Below are 20785 nucleotides of genomic sequence, written 5' to 3' on the forward strand. Positions count from 1 at the left end.
AAAGGACGGTCATGACGGCGGCTCGATGGAAACTGGTATCCGGAGCGCTGGCGGCGATCGCCGTGCTCGGCGCGACCACCGCCTGCTCGAACTCGTCGAAGGACGACAACGAGATCCTGGTCTACAACGCCCAGCACGAATCCCTCACCAAGGAGTGGATCGCGGCGTTCACCAAGGACACCGGCATCAAGGTGACCGTCCGCAACGGCGGCGACACCGACCTGGGCAACCAGCTCGTCGCCGAGGGCTCCAACTCCAAGGCCGACGTCTTCCTCACCGAGAACTCCCCGGCCATGGCGCTGGTCGAGAACGCCGGCCTGTTCGCCGACGTCGACAAGGACACCCTGGCGCAGGTGCCCGAGCAGTTCCGGCCCTCCACCGGCAAGTGGACCGGAATCGCCGCGCGCTCCACCGTTTTCGTCTACAACACCGCCAAGCTCGCGGCCGACCAGCTGCCCAAGTCGCTGCTGGATCTGCAGCAGCCGCAGTGGAAGGGCCGCTGGGGCGCCGCCCCGGCCGGTGCGGACTTCCAGGCCATCGTGGCCGCGCTGCTGGCCCAGAAGGGCGAGGACGTTACCAAGGCGTGGCTCAAGGGCATGAAGGACAACGTCGTCGCCGACAAGACGAACACCTCCGTCATGAAGGACGCCAACGCCGGTCAGATCGACGGCGGCATCATCTACCACTACTACTGGTTCAAGGACCAGGCCAAGACCAAGGAGAACAGCGGCAACACCCAGCTGTTCTACTTCAAGAGCCAGGACCCGGGCGCCTTCGTCTCCATTTCCGGTGGCGGCGTGCTGAAGTCGAGCAAGAACCAGGCCAACGCCCAGAAGTTCCTCAACTTCATCACCTCCAAGAAGGGCCAGACGGTCCTGCAGACCGGTGACTCCATGGAGTACCCGGTGGCCTCCGACGTCGCCGCCAACCCGGCGTTGCCGCCGCTGGCCTCGCTGGACGCGCCCAAGATCGACCCGAGCAAGCTGGACGCCAAGAAGGTCACGCAGCTCATGACCGAGGCGGGCCTGCTGTAACCGTGTCTGTTCGGACCGCTGTACCCGCCGCGCAGGCGTCGACGACCCGGGCCCCTCGGCCCGGGTCGGTCGTCACGATCGCCGCCCTGCTCATGGTGGCGGCCACCTTCGTGCCGCTGGGCTACATCGTGTCCACCCTGGTCTCGACCGGCTGGAACGAGACCGCGCACTTGATCTTCCGCCCCCGCGTCGGCGAATTGCTGCGCAACACCGCCGAATTGGTGGTGCTGACGGTGCCGATCTGCGTCGCGCTGGGCGTGGGCCTGGCCTGGATCGTGGAACGCACCGACGTGCCGGGCGCGGCCTGGTGGGGACCGATCTTCGCGGCCCCGCTGGCGGTTCCGGCGTTCGTCAACAGTTACGGCTGGGTGAGCGCGATCCCCTCGCTGCACGGGCTGTGGGCCGCGGTGATCGTCGCGACCGTCTCGTACTTCCCGCTGGTGTATCTGCCGGCGGCGGCCACCTTGCGGCGACTGGATCCCGCCGTGGAGGAATCGGCTCGGGCCCTGGGCTCCGGGCCGGTCGCCGTTTTCGCGCGCGTCGTGCTGCCTCAATTGCGGCTGGCCATTCTCGGTGGGGGACTGCTCATCTCGCTGCATCTGCTGGCCGAGTACGGCGCCTTCGCCATGATCCGGTTCGACACCTTCACCACCGCCATCTTCGAGCAGTACCAGTCCAGTTTCGCCGGGGCGGCGGGCAGCACGCTGTCCGGGGTGCTGGTGGTGCTGTGCCTGGTGCTGCTGGCCGGTGAGTCCGCGGTGCGCGGGCGGGCCCGCTACGCCCGCATCGGCGGCGGCGCGCAGCGCGGCGCGAACCGGATTCGGCTGGGGCTGGGCCGGATTCCCATGTTCGCCCTGCTGACGGGCGCACTGGCCGCCACGCTGGGGGTGCCGCTGTGGACCATCGGGCGCTGGCTGAAGATCGGCGGCTCGGCGGTATGGGACACCGGCGAGATCGGCGAATCCCTGGGCCAGACCCTCGGTTTGGCCGTCACGGCCGCGGTCATCACCACACTGTGCGCATTTCCGGTGGCCTGGATCGCGGTCCGCTCGACCTCGCGATTCGCGCGAATCATCGAGGGAGCCAACTACATCACCAGCTCGCTGCCCGGCATCGTGGTCGCGCTGGCGCTGGTGACGGTGAGCATTCGCTGGCTGCCCGCGCTCTATCAGACCGCCGCGACCATCCTGGCCGCCTACACGCTCATGTTCCTGCCGCGCGCCCTGGTGAGCGTGCGGGCGGGCCTGGCGCAGGTGCCGGTCGGACTGGAGGAGGCCTCACAGGTGCTCGGAAAGTCGCCCGCCGCAACCTTCTTCCGAGTCACGCTGCGGCTGACCGCGCCCGCGGCGGCCGCGGCGGCGGCCATGGTGTTCGTGGCCGTGGCCACCGAGCTCACCGCCACCCTGCTGCTCGCTCCCAATGGGACCCGCACGCTCGCCATGCAGTTCTGGCAGCTGTCGGGCGAATTGGACTACGCGGCGGCCGCGCCGTACGCGCTCATCATGATCATCGCCTCGGTGCCGGTCACCTATCTGCTGTTCACCCAATCCAGGAAGGCGGCGGGACTGTGAGTCGTCTTGTCGTAGACCAGGTTTCGAAGACCTTCGGACACGCGCCGGTGCTCGACGGCATCAGCCTCGTGGTCGCCGACGGCAGCGCCACCGCGGTGGTCGGCTCCTCCGGCTGCGGCAAGACCACGCTGCTGCGGGTGATCGCGGGCTTCGAGAACCCGGACGCGGGCTCGGTGTCCGTCGGCGGGGAAACCATTACCCGGCAAGGGTTCTCGCTGCCGCCGCATCGCCGCGCCATCGGGTACGTGGCACAGGACGGCGCGCTGTTCCCGCATCTGACCGTGGGGCAGAACATCGCCTACGGGCTCGGCGGCGGCCTGGGCGGCAAGCGCAAGCACCGGGAGCACGTGGCCGAGCTGCTCGAAATGGTCTCGCTGGACCCGTCTTACGCCGATCGGCGGCCGCACCAGCTCTCCGGCGGGCAGCAGCAGCGCGTGGCGCTGGCCCGCGCCATGGCGCGCAAGCCCAAGCTCATGCTGCTCGACGAGCCCTTCAGCGCCCTCGACACCGGACTGCGCGCCGCCACCCGGCAGGCCGTCGCCGAAACCCTGCGCGCGGCGGGCATGACCAGCATCCTGGTCACCCACGACCAGGAGGAGGCGCTGTCCTTCGCCGATCAGGTGGCGGTCATGTGCTCGGGTCGCTTCACCCAGGTCGGGACTCCGGAAGAGGTGTACGCGGCTCCGGCTGATCTGTTCACCGCCGGATTCCTCGGCGACACCGTGCTGCTCGACGCCACCATCGGCGCCGAGACGGCCGAGACCGTGCTGGGCCGGATTCCGGTGCAGGTGAACGCGCCCACCGGTGCGGGCGCGGTCATGATGCGGCCGGAACAGCTGCTGGCGCGGGCCATCACCAATGGCCATAACGGCTGCGCGACCGTGCGGGCCGCCGAATTCCGGGGCGCGGACATCATGCTCACCCTCGACCTCGACGGCTGCCCCGAACCGATCCAGGTGCGCCGGGTGAGCGTGGACGCGCCCGCCGTCGGAGATCGGGTGGATCTCGAAGTGCTCGGCGCGGCAGTCGCTTTCACCTCCGAGCAGTGCGCGGCGGCGGGCCGGTCCGCGGGCAGCTCGACACCGGCCACCGTAGCGGTCCCGGACGCTGTCTCCGCGCTCTGATCCGTCTCCCCAGAATGTGACTGGGCGGTCGGTCCACCGCCTATATTGGCGCGGAGGCCAATTCGCCTCGGCTCGACCCAAGGAGGCCCGGTGCGCCGCACGCTGCTCGTCACATCCGTTCTCGCTGCCGCGTGCGCGCTGGCACCCCTGGCAGGTGCCGAACCATCGGGCGACCCGGTGGTGAAGGTGCAGGCCGTCTATGGGCCCGAACAGTTCCCAATGGCGGGCGTCGCCGCCGATATCGGGCCCTGCGGCGGGGGAGCCAAGATCGCGACGGTCACCACCGGCCTCGACGGCTCGGCCGTCTACAACGGCGCGACCGGCTGCTACCGGGTCCAGATCAGCACCCCGACCGGATGTGCGCTCGACGGCGACGCCGCCCTCGAGGTCACCTCGGTCCCCGGCATCACCCCGCTGGCGCCCTTCCGCTTCCGCTGCGCCTGACCCTCGAGCCTGGTTGCGCTCGCCGGTGTGACCGATTGCACTTCTCAGAATTCACTCATAGCAACCCTGTTAACCTCGGCCGGAGATAGCTGTTCGTTATTGCTGTAACGCGGAAGGCGTCGCATCACCGACGAGAGGTGACGAGATGGGCGCGAAGTTCGCGTTGGCAAGTTCGCCGGGCGTCAGCGCGCCCGCGGACATCCGAAGATTCGCCGGACCGGTCGAGGCGGCGGGTGCGCTGCTGGGCGCGGTGATCGCCGGACTGCTGCTGATGGCGCCGCTCGATCTCGGTTCCTCCGCCGAAGGCCCGGTGCTGCAACTGGATCTGATGGTGCTGAACATGCCGCGGGCCGCCGCGGCGGGGGCGGCGTTCGCGGTGGTGTCGGCGGCGCTGGTGGTCGCGCTCGGGCGGCGCAGCGCGTGGATCGCCGCCTGCGGCAGCGTGGTGATGCTGGCGATCGACCAGCTCTGGAATCGGGACGCGGCCACCGCGGGGGCCATGACCACGGTCAATTACATCGACTCCATCTTCAGCGGCATCCTGCTCGGCGCGCTCGCGGTCGCGGTGTTCGGCAAGCCGGTGGCGACCGGTGCGTATCTGATCGGGGCGCTGTCGGCGATCCTCATCGGCGATCAGACCTCACTGCCGGACTCGGCCGACGACAATCCGCTCATCGCCTGGGCCTCCGGCGGCACGCCGCCGACCTGGCTGGTGGTGCTGGCGGCCGTGCTGCTGGCGGCGGGCATCGCCATGCAGCAGACGGATCCCGCGGCGGGAGACGAGAATACCGACCTGGCGATCGGGCCGATCCTCTCGGCGCTGGTCATCGTCACCGCGACCGCGCTCTCGACCGAATGGTTCGTACGGCACGCGGGCACACCGGCGCAGGTGGCGGTCGCGGTCGCGATCACCGTCATCGCCGCGATGGTGGCGGCGCTGCTGCTGCCGGGCCGCGACGGGACCCTCGTGCTGCTGTCGGTCGCCATCGCCAATGCGGGCAGCGCGATCATCGCGGTGCCGCGGCCGGATTGGAGCGCGCCCTTCCCGGTGCTCGCGGTGGTGGTGGGCCTGGCCGCCGGACGACGCTGGCGCACGCCGTGGCTCGCGCTGGCCGTGACCGGGGGACTGGCGGTGTTCGCGGCCTGCACCGCGGACCTGGCCCACCAGTACACGGTGATCCCGATCCTCGGGGTGACCCTCACCGGCCTCATCATCGGATTCTGCTTCGGCGTCGCCGTGCCCGAGACCGCGGGCAGCGCCGTGGTGGCGGTCGCGGTGCTGATCGTGCCCTGCCTGGTGGTGGCCTTGCGCGGCAGCAGTTTCGGGCGCGTCGCCTATTCGCCGCACTGGTACCGGGATCCGCAGGGGCCGATCTCGTCGCTGCCCGGCTGGATGGCACTGGTGGTCACCCTGGGCTGCGGGGCCGGAATGCTGCTGCTGAAGGATCGCAATCTGCTGAAGGACCGCGCGCGCAACCTCGCCCGGCTGCGCTGACGACCGAGCCCGGCTGCGCTAGCGGCCGAAGCGGGTGTCCACCCAGGCCAGCGCGTCATTGAACGAGGCCTTCAGGACGCCGCGGTGATCCGCGCCCGGGTAGGTGCGGTACTGCACCGGCTGCCCACCCGCGCGCTGCTGCACCACCATGGCGTCGGTGGCCAGGGCCGGGACGGTGGTGTCGGCGCGGCCCTGCAGCACCAGCAGCGGCTGGGTGAAAGACAGTGCGGCGGGGTCGTTCTCGTTCAGGACGCGGACCAGGCTCGTGGGATCGCCGCCGCGCAGGAACACATCGTCGGCACTGAGCCCGCCCCAGGAATCGGGCTGCCGCAGCTGGCCGATGCAGCCGGTGTCGGCCTGCGGGAGCATGGATAGCGCACGGGGCGTGAGGAATCGGGCGGGATCCAGGTCCGCAGCCGTCTGCGCGCCGCGAATGATCAGCGGCAGGAACGACACCGCGCCGCCGGTGAGCGGGGTCAGCGCGCCCGCCACGCCCGCGGTGGTGGCCAGCTGCGAGGCCTGCAGCCCGATGCCCTGATGGGAGGCGGGCGCGAGCGCCACCGAACCCAGCAATTGCAGGTCCGGTGCCCACTGTTGGGCCTGCGCATCGGTGAAGATGGCGGCCTGGCCGCCCTGCGAATGCCCCATCGCCACCCAGCGCTTGCCGATATCGGGATCGACTTCCCGTGCGGCCCTTGCCATATCGGTGACCGCGCGCTGTTCGGCGGTGCCGATCAGATAACCGTGCGGGCCGGGCGTGCCCAGACCCTGATAGTCGGTCTGCGCCACCGCGTACCCGGCCGCGACCCAGCGCTCCTGCAGTCGGCGCACCAGCGAGGTGTAGTCGTGCGCCGGAAATTCGGGGGAGGTGTCGGCCGAGGGTGCGCAGATGTCGGCGACGCCGGTGGTGCCGTGCGCCCAGGAGATGAGCGGCCAGCCGCCCGGCGGTGGTACGCCTTCCGGAACCGCCAGGGCGCCCGAGACCGCGACCGGATTGCCCTGCATGTCGATCGACCGGTACAGCACCAGATAATTGCGCGCGCCCGCGAGCGCGGGATCGCCTGTGAGCGGCCGCAATTGGATCATCGACCCGTGCGGTCCCGGCACCTGATCCGCGGCGGGGCTGTAGAACGACTGCTCGGTGTCGGCCTCCGCGGCGATGGCCACGGCGTCCGGCGCCACCGGCCGCGCACCCACCGGCGCGGCCAAGCTCACCCCCGCGATCGTGGCCGCCAGCACGGTGCTGATTCCCCCGGCGAGCGGTCGCGAGACACGTCGCTGCGGCTGTCCGGCCCGTGCGCTCTCGTTCTCCGACACCTCTCAGAACATACCGGCCCGTTGCTATTTCACATGGCAAGGCACGGCCGGGCACATCCGAAACAGGATGATCGAAGCGCCGAGAAGAAACCCCCTTGGACGCGAACGCGGTGCCCGGCTGCCTCCTGCACACCCGGGCACCGCGATGCGCAGTACCCACTCTGGTCGCCAATCACGCACTCCGGAATACAACTCCGTCACGATGGCACGATAAGTCAGTCAGTCTGTGCCAAAGGCGAGTTCATTCTGCTCCCATCAAACGAGTAAGGCCCCGACCGCGTTTCGCGATCGGGGCCTTACGTGGTGCCCTCGGCAGGATTCGAACCTGCGGCCTTCTGCTCCGGAGGCAGACGCTCTATCCCCTGAGCTACGAGGGCGGGGATGGTCCCGTCCGGTCTCCCGGTCGGGCTGGGAAAGCGTATCGCATCGGGTGCGCTGCGCCAAAAAGGAGGGTGGACCGGGCGTTTTGATCGCCCGGACCACCTCCGGTCAGTTCATCGCCAGCGGGGCGACCTTGCGTTCGGCCAGCATCTGGGTCATCAGATCGGCCTCGCTCTTCTGCGTTTTGGCCATGCTCTCGGCCAGGGAACGCACCGCGTCGGTGTCGGCGCGCTGGGCGGCGTATTCGATCATCGGCATGCCGCCCTGGTGGTGGCGCAGCATGAGTTGCAGGAACAGCGTGTCCAGGGCCGTGCCGGTGGCCTGGCCGAGGGCCGCCATCTCCTGATCCGAGGCCATGCCGGGCATGGTCTGCACCGCGCCGGAGTGCATGGCCGTCCCCGAATGCTGATGGGCCGACATATCGGTCATCCAGCCCATGTAGCCGTCGGGGGAGATGAAGGGCTCGTTCCACTGCTGCAGCCAGCCCTGCATGCGGCCCGCCTGATTGGCCTGGGTGGTGAGGATGTCGTAGGCCAGCCGCTTCACCGCCGGATCGGTGGATCCGGACAGCGCGATGCTCGACATCTGCACCGCCTGGGTGTGATGCACCGACATGTCCTGGGAGAAGCCGACATCCACCACGCCGGGCGTCTCCGGCGCGGTGTGCATGGCATTGCTCACCAGCAGACCGCCCAGGAATCCGGTGAGCAGCACGCCCACGATGGCCAGCATCAACACCACCTGCCGCTGGTTGCGGCGGGGATGCTGGGCGGGCGCGTCGGAGGGATCGGGCTCGGAGCTGCGATCGGGCACGTCGGACATGAACGGCGGCATTACTGCGTCGGAGCCGGCTGCTCCGGCTGCGTCGGCGCGTCGGTCGGGGCCGGGATGGCCGGCACGCCCTCGGGCACGGTCGGGCTGTCGCTCGGCAGCGTGATGCCGCCGGGGAGACCCGGAATGCCGCCGGGCATGCCCGGAATGCCGCTGCCGCCGCCGAGCTCGCTCTGATCCTGCTGAATGCCCTTGCCGTCCATCGGGATCGCGTCGGGGCCCGGCGCGCTCGGGTCGAAGGCGGGCGGGTTGGCCACATTGAAGGTCGGGTTCGCGCAGTCCGCGCCCACCTCGGGGTAGGCGTACTGGTTCAGCCGCAGCGCGGTGATGAAGTCGCGGATGCGCTCGTCACCGGCGCTGTCCAGCTTCAGCTGGTGGCCCCACGACTGCAGCGAGATGGCGTGGTCGAGACCGGGATACGGCGACATCAGCATGTAGGGGCGGCCCTTGACCGACTGCTTCAGCTTGTCGACGTCGCCGCCGCTGAGCTTGTCGGGGTTGTAGGCGATCCAGACCGCGCCGTGCTCGAGCGAGTGCACCGCGTTCTCGGTGCGAATCGCCTTGCTGTACACCGTGCCCATGCAGTTGGCCCACGAGCCGTCGTGCGGTCCGCCGAACGGCGGCGCCTGGTCGTAGTTGACCCGCTGCTTGGCGGTGATGTGCAGACCGGCCGGGTAGTCCTTCTTCACGACGCCGGGGATCTTCTCGGAGGGATCCTTCAGCTGCGCGGTCGGGACGAATTCCTTGACGTCGGACTGCGCCCGGGTGGTGGCCTGCTTGTCCTGGATCTTCGGCACGATGACCCAGGCGATGCCGCCGATCAGGGCGATCACACAGAGCACGGCCCCGATCATGAGCCAGGGGATCTGGCGCTTCCCGCCCAGGTTGCCGCCTCCGCCGCCCTTGCGGGAGGAACCGGATGACTTGCCCGCGGCCTTGATGGCCTTGGCCGACTTGGCACTGGTCCTACTCGGCATGCTTTTGGTGCTCTCTTCGACGTGTCGGACAATCAAACGATACGGCCGCATCGTTTGCTGGGCGCCTGCCCGGTGGTGCCCGCTCGCGGCGTTCACCTGCTCAGACCATAGGATAGTGACTCGTGACTCCAGCTGACCTTGCAGATCTCCTTCGTGCTACCGCGGCGAAGGTACTTGTCGAACGCGGATCCGACCCTGCGGTCCTGCCCGACGAGGTCAAGGTGGAGCGTCCCCGCAACCCCGAGCACGGAGACTATGCCACGAATGTGGCCATGCAGGTAGGGAAGAAAGCGGGAATGAACCCTCGCGACTTCGCAACCCTGCTCGCCGAGGCGCTGTCCCAGGCCGAGGGCATCGACGCCGCCGAGGTCGCGGGACCTGGCTTTTTGAACATCCGCCTGGCCAAGGCCGCGCAGGGCGCGATCGTGGAGAAGATCCTCGAGGCGGGCGAGAAGTTCGGCACCGCGGGCACTCTCGGCGGCCAGAAGATCAACCTGGAATTCGTCTCCGCCAACCCGACCGGTCCGATTCACCTGGGCGGCACCCGCTGGGCCGCCGTCGGTGACGCGCTGGGCCGGATCCTGTCCGCGCAGGGCGCGGAGGTCACCCGCGAGTACTACTTCAACGACCACGGCGCGCAGATCGACCGCTTCGCCAACTCGCTGGTCGCGGCCGCCACCGGGCAGCCCACCCCCGAGGACGGCTACGCGGGCGCGTACATCAACGAGATCGCCGACACCATCGTGAAGGCGAACCCGGGCGCGGCCGAGCTGCCCGAGGGCGAGCGGCACGAGCTGTTCCGCCGCGAGGGCGTCGAGCTGATGTTCGCGCAGATCAAGCAGAACCTGCACGAGTTCGGCGTCGACTTCGACGTGTACTTCAACGAGAGCTCGCTGTTCGCCTCCGGCGCGGTGGACAAGGCCATCGCGACGCTCAAGGAGTCGGGCAAGCTCTACGAGAAGGACGGCGCCTGGTGGATCGCCTCCACCGAGTACGGCGACGACAAGGACCGCGTCGTCATCAAGAGCGACGGCAAGTCCGCCTACATCGGCGGTGATATCGCCTACTTCCAGAACAAGCGCTCGCGCGGCTTCGACCTGTGCATCTACATGCTGGGCGCGGACCACCACGGCTACATCGGCCGGCTCAAGGCCGCCGCGGCCGCCTTCGGCGACGACCCGGACACCGTCGAGGTGCTCATCGGCCAGATGGTGAACCTGGTGAAAGACGGTGCCGCCGTCCGGATGTCGAAGCGTGCGGGCACCGTGGTCACGCTCGACGACCTGGTCGAGGCCATCGGCGTGGACGCCTCCCGGTATTCGCTGGTGCGCTCCTCGGTCAACTCCAGCATCGATATCGATCTGGACCTGTGGACCAAGCAGGAGAGCGTCAACCCGATCTACTACGTGCAGTACGCGCACGCCCGCACCTGCCGCATCATCGACAATGCCGCCGCGTTCGAATTCGGTTCGGTGACACCGGATCTCGGCCTCATGACCTCCGACCGCGAGGGCGAGCTGATCCGCACCCTGGGCGAGTACCCGCGCGTGGTGGCCACCGCCGCCGAGATGCGCGAGCCGCACCGGGTGGTCCGGTACCTCGAGGAACTGGCCGGCGCGTACCACCCGTTCCAGTCCGATGACGACATGCGCGTCATCCCGCGCGGCGACGATCCCGTCACCCCGCTCAATGCCGCTCGTCTCGAGCTGGTCAAAGCCACCCGTCAGGTTCTCGCCAACGGCCTCGGCCTGCTAGGCGTCTCTGCCCCGGAGCGTATGTAAATGAGTGCCCACCCCGCCGGACCCCGCCACGCGGACATCCCGCACGCCCCGACCATCGCGGAGCGTCCGAGTGACCCGGCGCAGATGATCGAACTGCCCGCACATGTGTGGCCGCGCAACGCTTCTCGCGACGCCGACGGTGTCGTCACCATGGCCGGAATCCCGGTGACCGAACTGGCCGCCGAGTACGGCACGCCGCTGTTCATCGTGGACGAGGACGATTTCCGCTCCCGCTGCCGCGATATGGTGCGCGCCTACGGCGACAACGCCCGGGTGCACTACGCGTCCAAGGCGTTCCTGTGTGGCGAGGTCGCGCGCTGGGTGCGCGACGAGGGGCTGCACCTGGACGTCGCCTCCGGCGGCGAGCTGGCGGTGGCCCTGAACGCGGGCTTCCCGGCCGAGCGAATCGCCATGCACGGCAACAACAAATCGGTCGTCGAGCTCGAGCAGGCGGTCGCCGCGGGCGTCGGGCACGTGGTGCTCGACTCGCTGATCGAGATCGACCGGCTGGAGGCCGTCGCGGGCCGCGCCGGAGTGGTCCAGGACGTGCTGGTCCGGGTCACCGTCGGCGTGGAAGCCCATACCCACGAATACATTTCGACCGCGCACGAGGATCAGAAGTTCGGCTTCTCGATCGCCGACGGGTCCGCGCTGGACGCCATCGGCCGCGTCTTCGACGCGCGCAATCTGCGCCTGGTCGGCCTGCACAGCCACATCGGCTCGCAGATCTTCGACATCGACGGCTTCGAGGTGTCCACCCGCCGCATGCTGCGCCTGCTCAGTGAGGTCGGCGCCAAGTTCGGCGTGGCCCGCACCGAGCAGATGCATCTGCTGGATCTCGGTGGCGGACTCGGCATTTCGTACGTGCCGAGCGATGACGCGCCGCCGCTGTTCGATTTCGCCGACAAGGTCCGCCACATCGTGGACACCGAGGCCGCCGCGCTCGAGTTGCCCAAGCCGGAGATCGCGGTGGAGCCGGGCCGGGCCATCGCGGGACCGGGCACCATCACGCTCTACGAGGTCGGTACGGTCAAGGACGTCACGCTCGACGCGGGTGCGCAGCGCCGCTACGTCAGCGTCGACGGCGGTATGAGCGACAACATCCGGCCCGCGCTGTATCAAGCCGAGTACGACTGCCGATTGGTTTCGCGGAGCAGCGAATCCGATCCGGTCGTGGCTCGGGTGGTCGGAAAGCATTGCGAGAGTGGGGACATCGTCATCCGCGATACCTGGCTCCCGGCCGATGTCGGCCCGGGCGACCTGGTGGCGGTGGCCGCGACCGGCGCGTACTGCTACTCGATGTCGAGCCGTTACAACATGCTCACCCGGCCCGCCGTGGTCGCGGTGCGAGACGGTAAGGCGCGCTTGATCCTTCGCCGTGAGACGGTGCAGGACCTACTCAGCTTGGAGGTGGAAGCATGACCGAGAACAAGAATGGCGTGTGGGGACAGGATCACCCCATTGGCGTCGCGGTCCTCGGTATGGGCACGGTCGGTACCGAGGTCGTGCGCATCATTCGCGACCACGCCGATGACCTGTGCAACCGTGTGGGCGCGCCCGTCGTGCTGCGCGGTGTCGCGGTGCGGGACCTGAACAAGGACCGCGGCCTGCCCGCCGAGCTGCTCACCACCGATGCCGAAAACCTGGTCACCCGTGACGATGTCGACATCGTCGTCGAGGTCATGGGCGGCATCGAACCGGCCCGCACCCTGATCGGCGCGGCGCTGAACGCGGGCAAGTCCGTCGTCACCGCGAACAAGGCGCTGCTGGCCGACTACACCGGCGAACTGGCCGCCGCGGCCGAGAACCACCGTGCCGACCTGTATTTCGAGGCCGCGGTCGCGGGCGCCATCCCGGTGATCCGCCCCCTCATCCAGTCGCTGTCCGGCGACCGGGTGAACCGCGTGGTCGGAATCGTCAACGGCACCACCAACTTCATCCTCTCGGCCATGGCCGAGACCGGCGCGAACTACGCCGACGTGCTGGCCGAGGCCACCCGCCTGGGCTACGCCGAGGCCGACCCGACCGCCGACGTCGAGGGCTACGACGCCGCCGCCAAGGCCGCCATCCTCGCCTCGGTCGCCTTCCACACCCGCGTCACCTCCGGCGATGTCTACCGCGAGGGCATCTCCAAGATCACCGCCGAGGATCTCGAGACCGCCGCGGCCGTGGGCTGCACGGTGAAGCTGCTGGCCATGGCCGAGCGCGTCTCCGACGAGGACGGCAAGGACAAGGTGTCGGTGCGCGTCTACCCGGCGCTCATCCCGCGCAAGCACCCCCTCGCGGCGGTCAACGGCGCGTTCAACGCCGTGGTCGTGGAGGCCGAGAACGCCGGTCGCCTGATGTTCTACGGGCAGGGCGCGGGCGGCGCTCCCACCGCGTCGGCCGTCATGGGCGATCTGGTGATGGCGGCGCGCAACAAGTTCTTCGGTGGCCGGGCCCCCGGCGAGTCGGTTTATGCTGAGCTGCCGATCGCTTCCATCGGCGACACCCCGACCCGCTACCACGTGAACCTGCAGGTAGCCGACCGCACCGGTGTGCTGGAGGCGGTCGCGGGTGAATTCGCCAAGCACCATGTGAGCATCTCGACGGTCCGCCAGGAAGGCCAGAACGAGGGCGCGCGCCTGGTCGTGGTGACCCACCACGCGCAGGAATCCGCACTGGCGGATACCGTTGCCGCGTTGGCCGAATTGGACTCCGTCACGTCCGTGACCAGTGTTCTGAGATTGGAAGGCACCGAGGAATGAGTGCAACCGCACGCGCCGCAGCCGTGCATACCCCTTGGCCGGGTCTGATCGACGCTTACCGGGATCGCCTGTCGATTCCGGCCGATTGGAAGGCCGTCACTCTCTTCGAGGGCGGCACCCCGCTGGTGCCCGCGCACCACCTCTCCGAGCTCACCGGCTGCGAGGTGTACCTCAAGGTCGAAGGCGCGAACCCGACCGGTTCGTTCAAGGACCGTGGCATGACCATGGCCATGACCGACGCCAAGTACAACGGCAAGAAGGCCGTGCTGTGCGCCTCCACCGGTAACACCTCGGCCTCGGCCGCGGCGTACGCCACCCGCGCCGGTCTCCACTGCGCCGTGCTGATCCCCTCCGGCAAGATCGCCATGGGCAAGCTGGCCCAGGCGGTCATGCTGGGCGCCAAGATCATCCAGGTGGACGGCAACTTCGACGACTGCCTCGAGCTGGCCCGCAAGGTCACCTCCGACTTCCCCGAGGTCGGCCTGGTGAACTCGGTGAATCCGGCCCGCATCGAGGGTCAGAAGACCGCCGCCTTCGAGATCGCCGACGCGCTGGGCAAGGCCCCCGATGTGCACGTGCTGCCGGTCGGCAACGCGGGCAACATCACCGCGTACTGGAAGGGCTACAGCGAGTACTACGCCGACGGCACCACCACCTCGCGCCCGCGCATGCTGGGCGTGCAGGCCGCCGGCGCCGCGCCGCTGGTCAACGGCGCCCCGGTGTCGAACCCGGAGACCGTCGCCACCGCCATCCGGATCGGCGCGCCCGCGTCCTGGAACCAGGCCGTCGCCGCCAAGGAGGAGTCCGGCGGCGCGTTCCGCGCGGCCACCGATGACGAGATCCTGGCCGCGTACCGCCTGGTCGCCGCCAAGGAGGGCGTCTTCGTGGAGCCCGCCTCCGCCGCGTCGGTCGCCGGTCTGCTGGCCGCGCGCGCCGAGGGCTGGCTGGATGCCGGCCTCACCGTGGTCTGCACGGTGACCGGCAACGGCCTCAAGGACCCGGACAACGCGCTGAAGGGGATGCCCGAGGTCAAGCCCATCGCGGTCGACCCGGTCGCCGTGGCCCACGAGCTCGAGCTGGCCTGAGTTGAATTCGCGCGACGCTCAGGTCATGACTCGGACGCTGCCGGCCGGAATCTCCGTCACCGTGCGGGTTCCGGCTTCCAGCGCCAATCTGGGTCCGGGTTTCGATTCCCTGGGAATCGCTTTGGGGCTCTACGACGAGATCGTGGTGTCCACCACGGACTCCGGCCTCACCATCCGGGTCGAGGGGGAGGGCGCCGACGATGTGCCCTGGGGCCCTTCGCATCTGGTGGTGCGGGCCATCGAGCGCGGCCTGCAGGCCGCGGGCGTCTGGGCCGACGGCCTGGACGTGGTGTGCCGCAACGTGATTCCGCATTCGCGGGGCATGGGTTCCTCGGCTTCCGCCGCGGTCGGCGGTCTGGCCGCCGGGCGCGGTCTGGCCGCGAAGTTCGATCCCGAACTGGCCTACGGCGATGACGTGCTGGTGCAGCTGGCGGGGGAATTCGAAGGCCACCCGGATAATTCGTCCGCCAGCATTCTGGGCGGTTTTGTGGTGTGCTGGACCGAAACCGACCGTTCGGCGGACGAAAACGGCAGTGCCGACGCACATCACGCGCGTATTTACCGCGCCGTGCGCCTGGAACCGCACCCCTCGCTGCGCCCGGTGGTGCTCATTCCCGAGGAGCGTTCGGCCACCGCGCACACCCGCGGCCTGCTCCCGGATTCGGTTCCGCATGTCGACGCGGCCTTCAACGCGAGCCGTTCCGCGCTCGCGGTAGTCGCCTTGACGCAGCGGCCGGACCTGCTGCTTCCCGCCACGGCGGACCGGCTACATCAGGGCTACCGCGCCTCGGCGCTGCCGCTGACCACGAAATGGGTGGAACGGCTGCGCGAGGCCGGCATCGCGGCGACCGTGTCGGGCGCGGGTCCGACCGTGCTCGCCTTCACGACCAGCGAATTCCCCGAAGAACTGCGCGAACTCGCGATCGCGGACGGCATGCGCGTACTCGAGCCGGGTATTGCCGGCGGAGTATTGGTGGATTGACAGCGCGCCTGCCTTGCCGATGCAAAAGGTGGGAGCTATCCTGAGCGAGTCCGTACATCGTGCGCGTCAGACGCCGGTGCTTCATCAGGGCAAATCGCTCCAGAAAGGCTCCTTGCTCAGGCTCGAGGCTTGAGGCTCGAAACTTGGGGGTAGCCAGTCACCTGGAATGATCTCTCCCACCGAGCTGTTCATGAGCACCTCGTTCGATGAGCACCAGCACCTGGATGGCGAAGCCCACGTGGTGGTGACCCACCGGCCCGGCGGGACAGGCGATACGGCATCCGAGTCCGGCGAGAGACCGGACTGCAGGAGGAACCCTCGAACAGGCACACGGCGGTCGAGGGAAGGAAAGGATTTCCGTGACAGATACGGACCTGCTCGCGACACCCGGGACGGATAGCGATTCAGCGTCCTCGGGGAGCCGCGAAAGTGACTCCGGACAGATTTCGAAGATGAGCGAACAAACTGACGTCGCACGATCGGGGCTGACTGGAATGTTGTTGCCGCAGTTGCGTGCGCTTGCGGGAGAGCTCGGTATCCGAGGCACTTCCGGGATGCGTAAGGGTGATCTCATCGCCGCTATCAAGGAGAATCAGTCGGGGGGCACGGCGAAGCCCGCCACCGGCAAGGCCACGCGGAACGCGAAGGCCAAGGGCGAGGACGCGCCGACGGGTGGGGAGTCCGTGTCGGCCGCCAAGGCCGCCCCCGCCGAGGCTGCTCCCGTCAAGACCGAGGCGAAGGCCGAAGCCAAGACCGAGGCTCCGGCGAACTCCGCCGAGAAGGTCGAGTCGCGCCAAAACGCTTCGGAGACTCGCGAATCCAAGCGCGAGGAGGGCGACAACGCCCGCGCCGAGGGTGACGAGGGCCGCGATGGCGGCCAGCGTGGCCGTGGTCGCCAGCGCCGTGGTCGTGAGCAGCGTGGCGGCGCCGAGCGCGGCGCCGCGAATGCCGAGACCGCCACCGCCGAGGCCCCCGCCGCCGAGAAGGGCGAGCAGGAGGGCGGCGAGCGCCGTCGCGACCGCAATCAGGGTGACCGCAACCAGGGCGAGCGCAACCAGCGCAACGACCGCGGCGAGCGGAACCAGAACGGCGGCCAGCAGAACCAGAACGGCACCGGTCGCGCCAACCCGCGCGACGACCGCAACGATGACGACGAGGAAGGCGGCCGCGGCCGCCGGGGTCGTCGCTTCCGTGAGCGGCGCCGGGGCCGGGACCGCGAGGGCGGCAACGCCGGTGGCGGCGACACCCGCGAGATGGAGATCCGCGAGGACGACGTCCTGCAGCCGGTCGCCGGCATCCTCGACGTGCTCGACAACTACGCGTTCGTCCGCACCTCCGGCTACCTGGCCGGCCCGAACGACGTGTACGTGTCGATGAACCTGGTCCGAAAGAACGGCCTGCGCCGCGGTGACGCCATCACCGGTGCGGTGCGCGCCCCGCGCGACGGCGATCAGAGCAACCAGCGCCAGAAGTTCGATCCGCTGGTGCGGCTGGACACGGTCAACGGCTCGGATGTCGAAAACGCCAAGCGCCGACCGGAATTCAACAAGCTCACCCCGCTGTACCCGAACCAGCGGCTGCGGCTCGAGACCACGCCGAACAAGCTGACCACGCGCATCATCGACCTGATCATGCCGATCGGCAAGGGCCAGCGCGCGCTGATCGTGTCCCCGCCCAAGGCGGGTAAGACGATGGTCATCCAGGACATCGCCAACGCGATCGCGACCAACAACCCCGAGTGCTACCTGATGGTGGTGCTGGTGGACGAGCGTCCCGAGGAAGTGACCGATATGCAGCGCTCCGTGCGCGGCGAGGTCATCGCCTCCACCTTCGACCGCCCGCCGAGCGACCACACCTCGGTCGCGGAGCTGGCCATCGAGCGGGCCAAGCGCCTGGTCGAGATGGGTCAGGACGTGGTCGTGCTGCTCGATTCGATCACTCGTCTGGGCCGCGCGTACAACAACTCGTCCCCGGCGTCGGGCCGAATCCTTTCCGGTGGTGTGGATTCCACCGCGCTGTACCCGCCCAAGCGGTTCCTCGGCGCGGCCCGCAATATCGAGAACGGCGGCTCGCTCACCATCATCGCGACCGCGCTGGTGGAGACCGGTTCCACCGGTGACACGGTGATCTTCGAGGAGTTCAAGGGCACGGGTAACGCCGAGCTCAAGCTCGATCGCAAGATCGCCGAGCGCCGCGTGTTCCCGGCGGTGGACGTGAACCTGTCCAGCACCCGCCGCGACGATCTACTGATGTCGCCCGACGAGGCGGCCGTGCTGCACAAGCTGCGGCGCGTGCTGTCCGGTCTGGACTCGCATCAGGCCATCGACCTCATGGTCGACCGCCTGAAGAAGACCAAGAGCAACATCGAGTTCCTGATGACGGTCTCCAAGACCGCCCCGGGCGCGATCGACGAATAAGTCGCTCGCGCAACGGAACTGACGACGACGGCCCCGCTCCGGCGGGGCCGTCGCCGTGTCTGGGGACTAAAGAAGATCGCTCCGATTCCGGCCGCGCCGACGATCATGAAAGCCAGGATGGTCGCGGTCACGGCGCCGGTGTAGTCCGGCGCCGTGACCGCTGTGTAGGTGATCGTGGCGTCCCCCCGCGGTGGGTGTGGGGCCGGGCTCGAGGTCCCCACCGCGTTGCCGGACTCTCCGGGAGCCAACCACCAGCCCGTGGCGACCATCAGGGCCAGCAGTCCCAGGATTCCCCCAGCTGTCGCTTCCTTCCCGGTCACCGCCTCGTCCTTCCGATCGCCGCGTGACTATCACCTGGACAGAACTCTATGAACACCAGTGTTCGCATTCTTGAGTAGCGAACTACTCGACTTCCAGCCTCACTCGAGCCCCCGGAATATGCGTGCCCGTAGTTTCTTGGGGTGGGCCCCGGGAACAAACCGGTCGAAGCGCATGTTCAAGCCCGTGTCACCCCTCGTGACGACCACTCGGTTGCAGCGCATATACTTTTCCGTCGGCAACCATGCCTAGTCGGTTTTGGTTCACGTCTCGTATCGCGGTCCACTGTGGACGGCAGTTGCGCGAGGCGACCCAAAGCCTTTCGAAAGGACACCCATGAAGGCAGGAATTCACCCCACGTACGTGGACACCACGGTCGTGTGCGGCTGCGGCAACACCTTCCAGACCAAGAGCACCAAGGAGTCGGGCCAGATCACGGTCGAGGTCTGCTCCCAGTGCCACCCGTTCTACACGGGCAAGCAGAAGATTCTGGACACCGGTGGCCGCGTGGCTCGCTTCGAGGCCCGCTACGGCAAGCGCAACAAGGCTGCCAACTAGCTGCCCCGCCGACGCCCGTCCCGCACTCGCGGGCCGGGCGTCGGCGCGTTTGTGCACCTAGTCGCAGCGAGCCGAGACGGCTCACACATACTTTCCGGGTGTGCCTACCCGGCACCCCGACAGGAGGACCCGCGATGGCCGACAAGACGGCCCCCAACGCGATCGACGACATCCTGGCCGAATACCAGGGGCTGGAATCCCAGCTCGCCGACCCTTCACTGCACAATGACCCGGGCGCGGCCCGCCGCGTCGGCAAGCGCTTCGCCGAGCTCGGCCCGATCATGGCCACCTACAACAAGCTGACCGCCGCGCGCGACGATCTCGCCGCCGCGCAGGAGCTCGCGGCCGACGACTCCTCCTTCGCCGCCGAGGTCCCCGCCCTGCAGGAACAGGTGGAGGAGCTGGACAAGCAGCTCACCGACCTGCTCGCGCCGCGCGACCCGCACGACGGCGACGACGTCATCCTCGAGGTGAAATCCGGTGAGGGCGGCGAGGAATCGGCGCTGTTCGCCTCCGACCTGGCGCGCATGTACCTGCGCTACGCGGAGCGGGCCGGGTGGAAGGTCGAGGTGCTCGGCATCACCTACTCCGATCTGGACGGGTACAAGGACGCCAGCTTCTCCATCAAGAGCAAGGAGGCCAGCCGCGACGGCGTGTGGTCCAAGCTCAAGTGGGAGGGCGGCGTGCACCGGGTGCAGCGCGTGCCGGTCACCGAATCCCAAGGGCGCATTCACACTTCGGCCGCCGGCGTGCTCGTCTACCCCGAACCCGACGAGGCCGAGGAAGTCGAGATCGACGAGAAGGATCTGCGCATCGACGTCTACCGCTCCTCCGGTAAGGGCGGTCAGGGCGTCAACACCACCGACTCCGCGGTCCGCATCACCCACCTGCCCACCGGCCTGGTGGTGACCTGCCAGAACGAGCGTTCCCAGCTGCAGAACAAGATTCGCGCCAAGCAGGTTCTGGCCGCGCGCCTGCAGGCGCTGGCCGAGGAGCAGGCCGATGCCGAGGCCGCCGCCGGTCGCGCCAACCAGATCCGCACGGTGGACCGCTCCGAGCGCATCCGGACCTACAACTTCCCGGAGAACCGCATCGCCGACCACCGCATCGGTTTCAAGGCCCACAACCTCGATTCCGTGCTGGACGGCAACCTCGACGACCTCTTCAACGCGCTCGGCGAGGCCGACCGCGCCGCCCGCCTGGCGGCCGAGTAAGCCTGGGGGACAGCCGGAATGCGTATCGCACGAATGACAGCGGACGCCATCGACGAGGTGGCGCCGCTGCGGTACGCGCTCTGGCCGGTCTCGGACGAGGCCGATCACCGCGCCGAACTGGCGGAGCTGGCCGACAGCCCCGACGCCGTCGTCCTGGTCGCGCGGACCGATGCGGGCGAACCCGTCGGATACGCCGAGGCCAGCATCCGCCGCGACTACGTGAACGGCTGCGACACCTCGCCGGTCGCCTTCCTCGAGGGCATCTTCGTGGCTCCCGGCCACCGATTACACGGGCTGTCCCGTGCGCTGTGCGACGCGGTCGAGGAGTGGGGCCGCGAGGTCGGCTGCACCGAACTCGGCTCGGACGCGCTGCTGGAGAACGCCGTCGCCCACCGCTTCCACCAGGCCAATGGGTTCGAGGAGCGCGAGCGGGTCGTGTACTACCGCAAAAAGCTCTAGACCAGCGGCCCGACGCCACGCCCGATGCGCCCGGCACGCGCGCGGTTGCG

17 protein-coding genes and 1 tRNA gene are annotated in these 20785 nt (G+C 68.7%); 14 read left to right on the forward strand and 4 right to left on the reverse strand.

The window, feature by feature from the left end; translation table 11 throughout:
- The first annotated feature begins 11 nt into the window (after positions 1 to 11).
- The 5 genes from ACAM49_RS05875 to ACAM49_RS05895 all read left to right on the forward strand — a co-directional run bounded on the left by ACAM49_RS05875 (position 12) and on the right by ACAM49_RS05895 (position 5668).
- Positions 12 to 1034, forward strand: coding sequence for an iron ABC transporter substrate-binding protein (locus ACAM49_RS05875; protein WP_369634421.1), 1023 nt, complete (start codon positions 12 to 14; stop codon positions 1032 to 1034).
- A gap of 92 nt (positions 1035 to 1126) precedes the next feature.
- On the forward strand, positions 1127 to 2605 hold the full coding sequence (locus tag ACAM49_RS05880; protein WP_369634450.1) for an ABC transporter permease: 1479 nt from the start codon (positions 1127 to 1129) through the stop codon (positions 2603 to 2605).
- On the forward strand, positions 2602 to 3729 hold the full coding sequence (locus ACAM49_RS05885) for an ABC transporter ATP-binding protein (RefSeq protein ID WP_369634422.1): 1128 nt from the start codon (positions 2602 to 2604) through the stop codon (positions 3727 to 3729). Before ACAM49_RS05880 ends, ACAM49_RS05885 begins: the two co-directional genes overlap by 4 nt.
- Before the next feature lie 90 nt (positions 3730 to 3819).
- A complete protein-coding gene (locus ACAM49_RS05890) occupies positions 3820 to 4173 on the forward strand; it encodes a hypothetical protein (protein ID WP_369634423.1) in 354 nt (117 codons plus the stop codon).
- Positions 4174 to 4318: 145 nt separating this feature from the next.
- The gene (locus tag ACAM49_RS05895) at positions 4319 to 5668 is read left to right on the forward strand and encodes a hypothetical protein (RefSeq protein WP_369634424.1); all 1350 of its coding nucleotides are present in this window, start codon (positions 4319 to 4321) and stop codon (positions 5666 to 5668) included.
- 18 nt (positions 5669 to 5686) lie between these two features.
- On the opposite strand, the gene ACAM49_RS05900 is transcribed toward ACAM49_RS05895, so the two are convergent.
- From ACAM49_RS05900 to ACAM49_RS05915, 4 genes are all read right to left on the reverse strand, one after another.
- Positions 5687 to 6985, reverse strand: coding sequence for an alpha/beta hydrolase family protein (locus ACAM49_RS05900; protein WP_369634425.1), 1299 nt, complete (start codon positions 6983 to 6985; stop codon positions 5687 to 5689).
- A gap of 301 nt (positions 6986 to 7286) precedes the next feature.
- Positions 7287 to 7362 (reverse strand) — tRNA-Arg (locus tag ACAM49_RS05905).
- 112 nt (positions 7363 to 7474) lie between these two features.
- Complete coding sequence (locus ACAM49_RS05910; RefSeq protein WP_369634426.1) at positions 7475 to 8188, reverse strand: DUF305 domain-containing protein; 714 nt, start codon at positions 8186 to 8188, stop codon at positions 7475 to 7477.
- Between the two features lie 11 nt (positions 8189 to 8199).
- Positions 8200 to 9174: a DUF3105 domain-containing protein gene (locus ACAM49_RS05915; protein WP_369634427.1), complete on the reverse strand. Its 975-nt coding sequence runs from the start codon at positions 9172 to 9174 to the stop codon at positions 8200 to 8202.
- Between the two features lie 122 nt (positions 9175 to 9296).
- On the opposite strand from ACAM49_RS05915, the gene argS reads away from it, so the two are divergent.
- From argS to aac(6'), 9 genes are all read left to right on the forward strand, one after another.
- Positions 9297 to 10955, forward strand: a complete 1659-nt coding sequence (argS, locus tag ACAM49_RS05920; protein ID WP_369634428.1) for an arginine--tRNA ligase — start codon at positions 9297 to 9299, stop codon at positions 10953 to 10955.
- On the forward strand, positions 10956 to 12377 hold the full coding sequence (gene lysA / locus ACAM49_RS05925; RefSeq protein WP_369634429.1) for a diaminopimelate decarboxylase: 1422 nt from the start codon (positions 10956 to 10958) through the stop codon (positions 12375 to 12377). It begins immediately after the preceding gene.
- A complete protein-coding gene (locus tag ACAM49_RS05930) occupies positions 12374 to 13702 on the forward strand; it encodes a homoserine dehydrogenase (protein ID WP_369634430.1) in 1329 nt (442 codons plus the stop codon). The genes lysA and ACAM49_RS05930 overlap by 4 nt, the downstream gene beginning before the upstream one ends.
- The gene (gene thrC, locus ACAM49_RS05935) at positions 13699 to 14787 is read left to right on the forward strand and encodes a threonine synthase (RefSeq protein ID WP_369634431.1); all 1089 of its coding nucleotides are present in this window, start codon (positions 13699 to 13701) and stop codon (positions 14785 to 14787) included. Before ACAM49_RS05930 ends, thrC begins: the two co-directional genes overlap by 4 nt.
- 25 nt (positions 14788 to 14812) lie before the next feature.
- The gene (gene thrB, locus ACAM49_RS05940; RefSeq protein ID WP_040805230.1) at positions 14813 to 15769 is read left to right on the forward strand and encodes a homoserine kinase; all 957 of its coding nucleotides are present in this window, start codon (positions 14813 to 14815) and stop codon (positions 15767 to 15769) included.
- 359 nt (positions 15770 to 16128) lie between these two features.
- Positions 16129 to 18186, forward strand: coding sequence for a transcription termination factor Rho (gene rho / locus ACAM49_RS05945; RefSeq protein WP_369634432.1), 2058 nt, complete (start codon positions 16129 to 16131; stop codon positions 18184 to 18186).
- 654 nt (positions 18187 to 18840) lie between these two features.
- Positions 18841 to 19062, forward strand: a complete 222-nt coding sequence (gene rpmE / locus ACAM49_RS05950) for a 50S ribosomal protein L31 (RefSeq protein WP_040805189.1) — start codon at positions 18841 to 18843, stop codon at positions 19060 to 19062.
- A gap of 134 nt (positions 19063 to 19196) precedes the next feature.
- On the forward strand, positions 19197 to 20276 hold the full coding sequence (prfA, locus tag ACAM49_RS05955; RefSeq protein WP_369634433.1) for a peptide chain release factor 1: 1080 nt from the start codon (positions 19197 to 19199) through the stop codon (positions 20274 to 20276).
- An 18-nt stretch (positions 20277 to 20294) separates the two neighbouring features.
- Positions 20295 to 20735 (forward strand): aminoglycoside 6'-N-acetyltransferase, encoded by a 441-nt coding sequence (gene aac(6') / locus ACAM49_RS05960; protein WP_369634434.1) that lies wholly within the window; start codon positions 20295 to 20297, stop codon positions 20733 to 20735.
- The last annotated feature ends 50 nt before the right edge of the window (positions 20736 to 20785 follow it).

This window comes from Nocardia sp. JMUB6875, from assembly GCF_041154655.1.
Taxonomy (GTDB): Bacteria; Actinomycetota; Actinomycetes; order Mycobacteriales; family Mycobacteriaceae; genus Nocardia.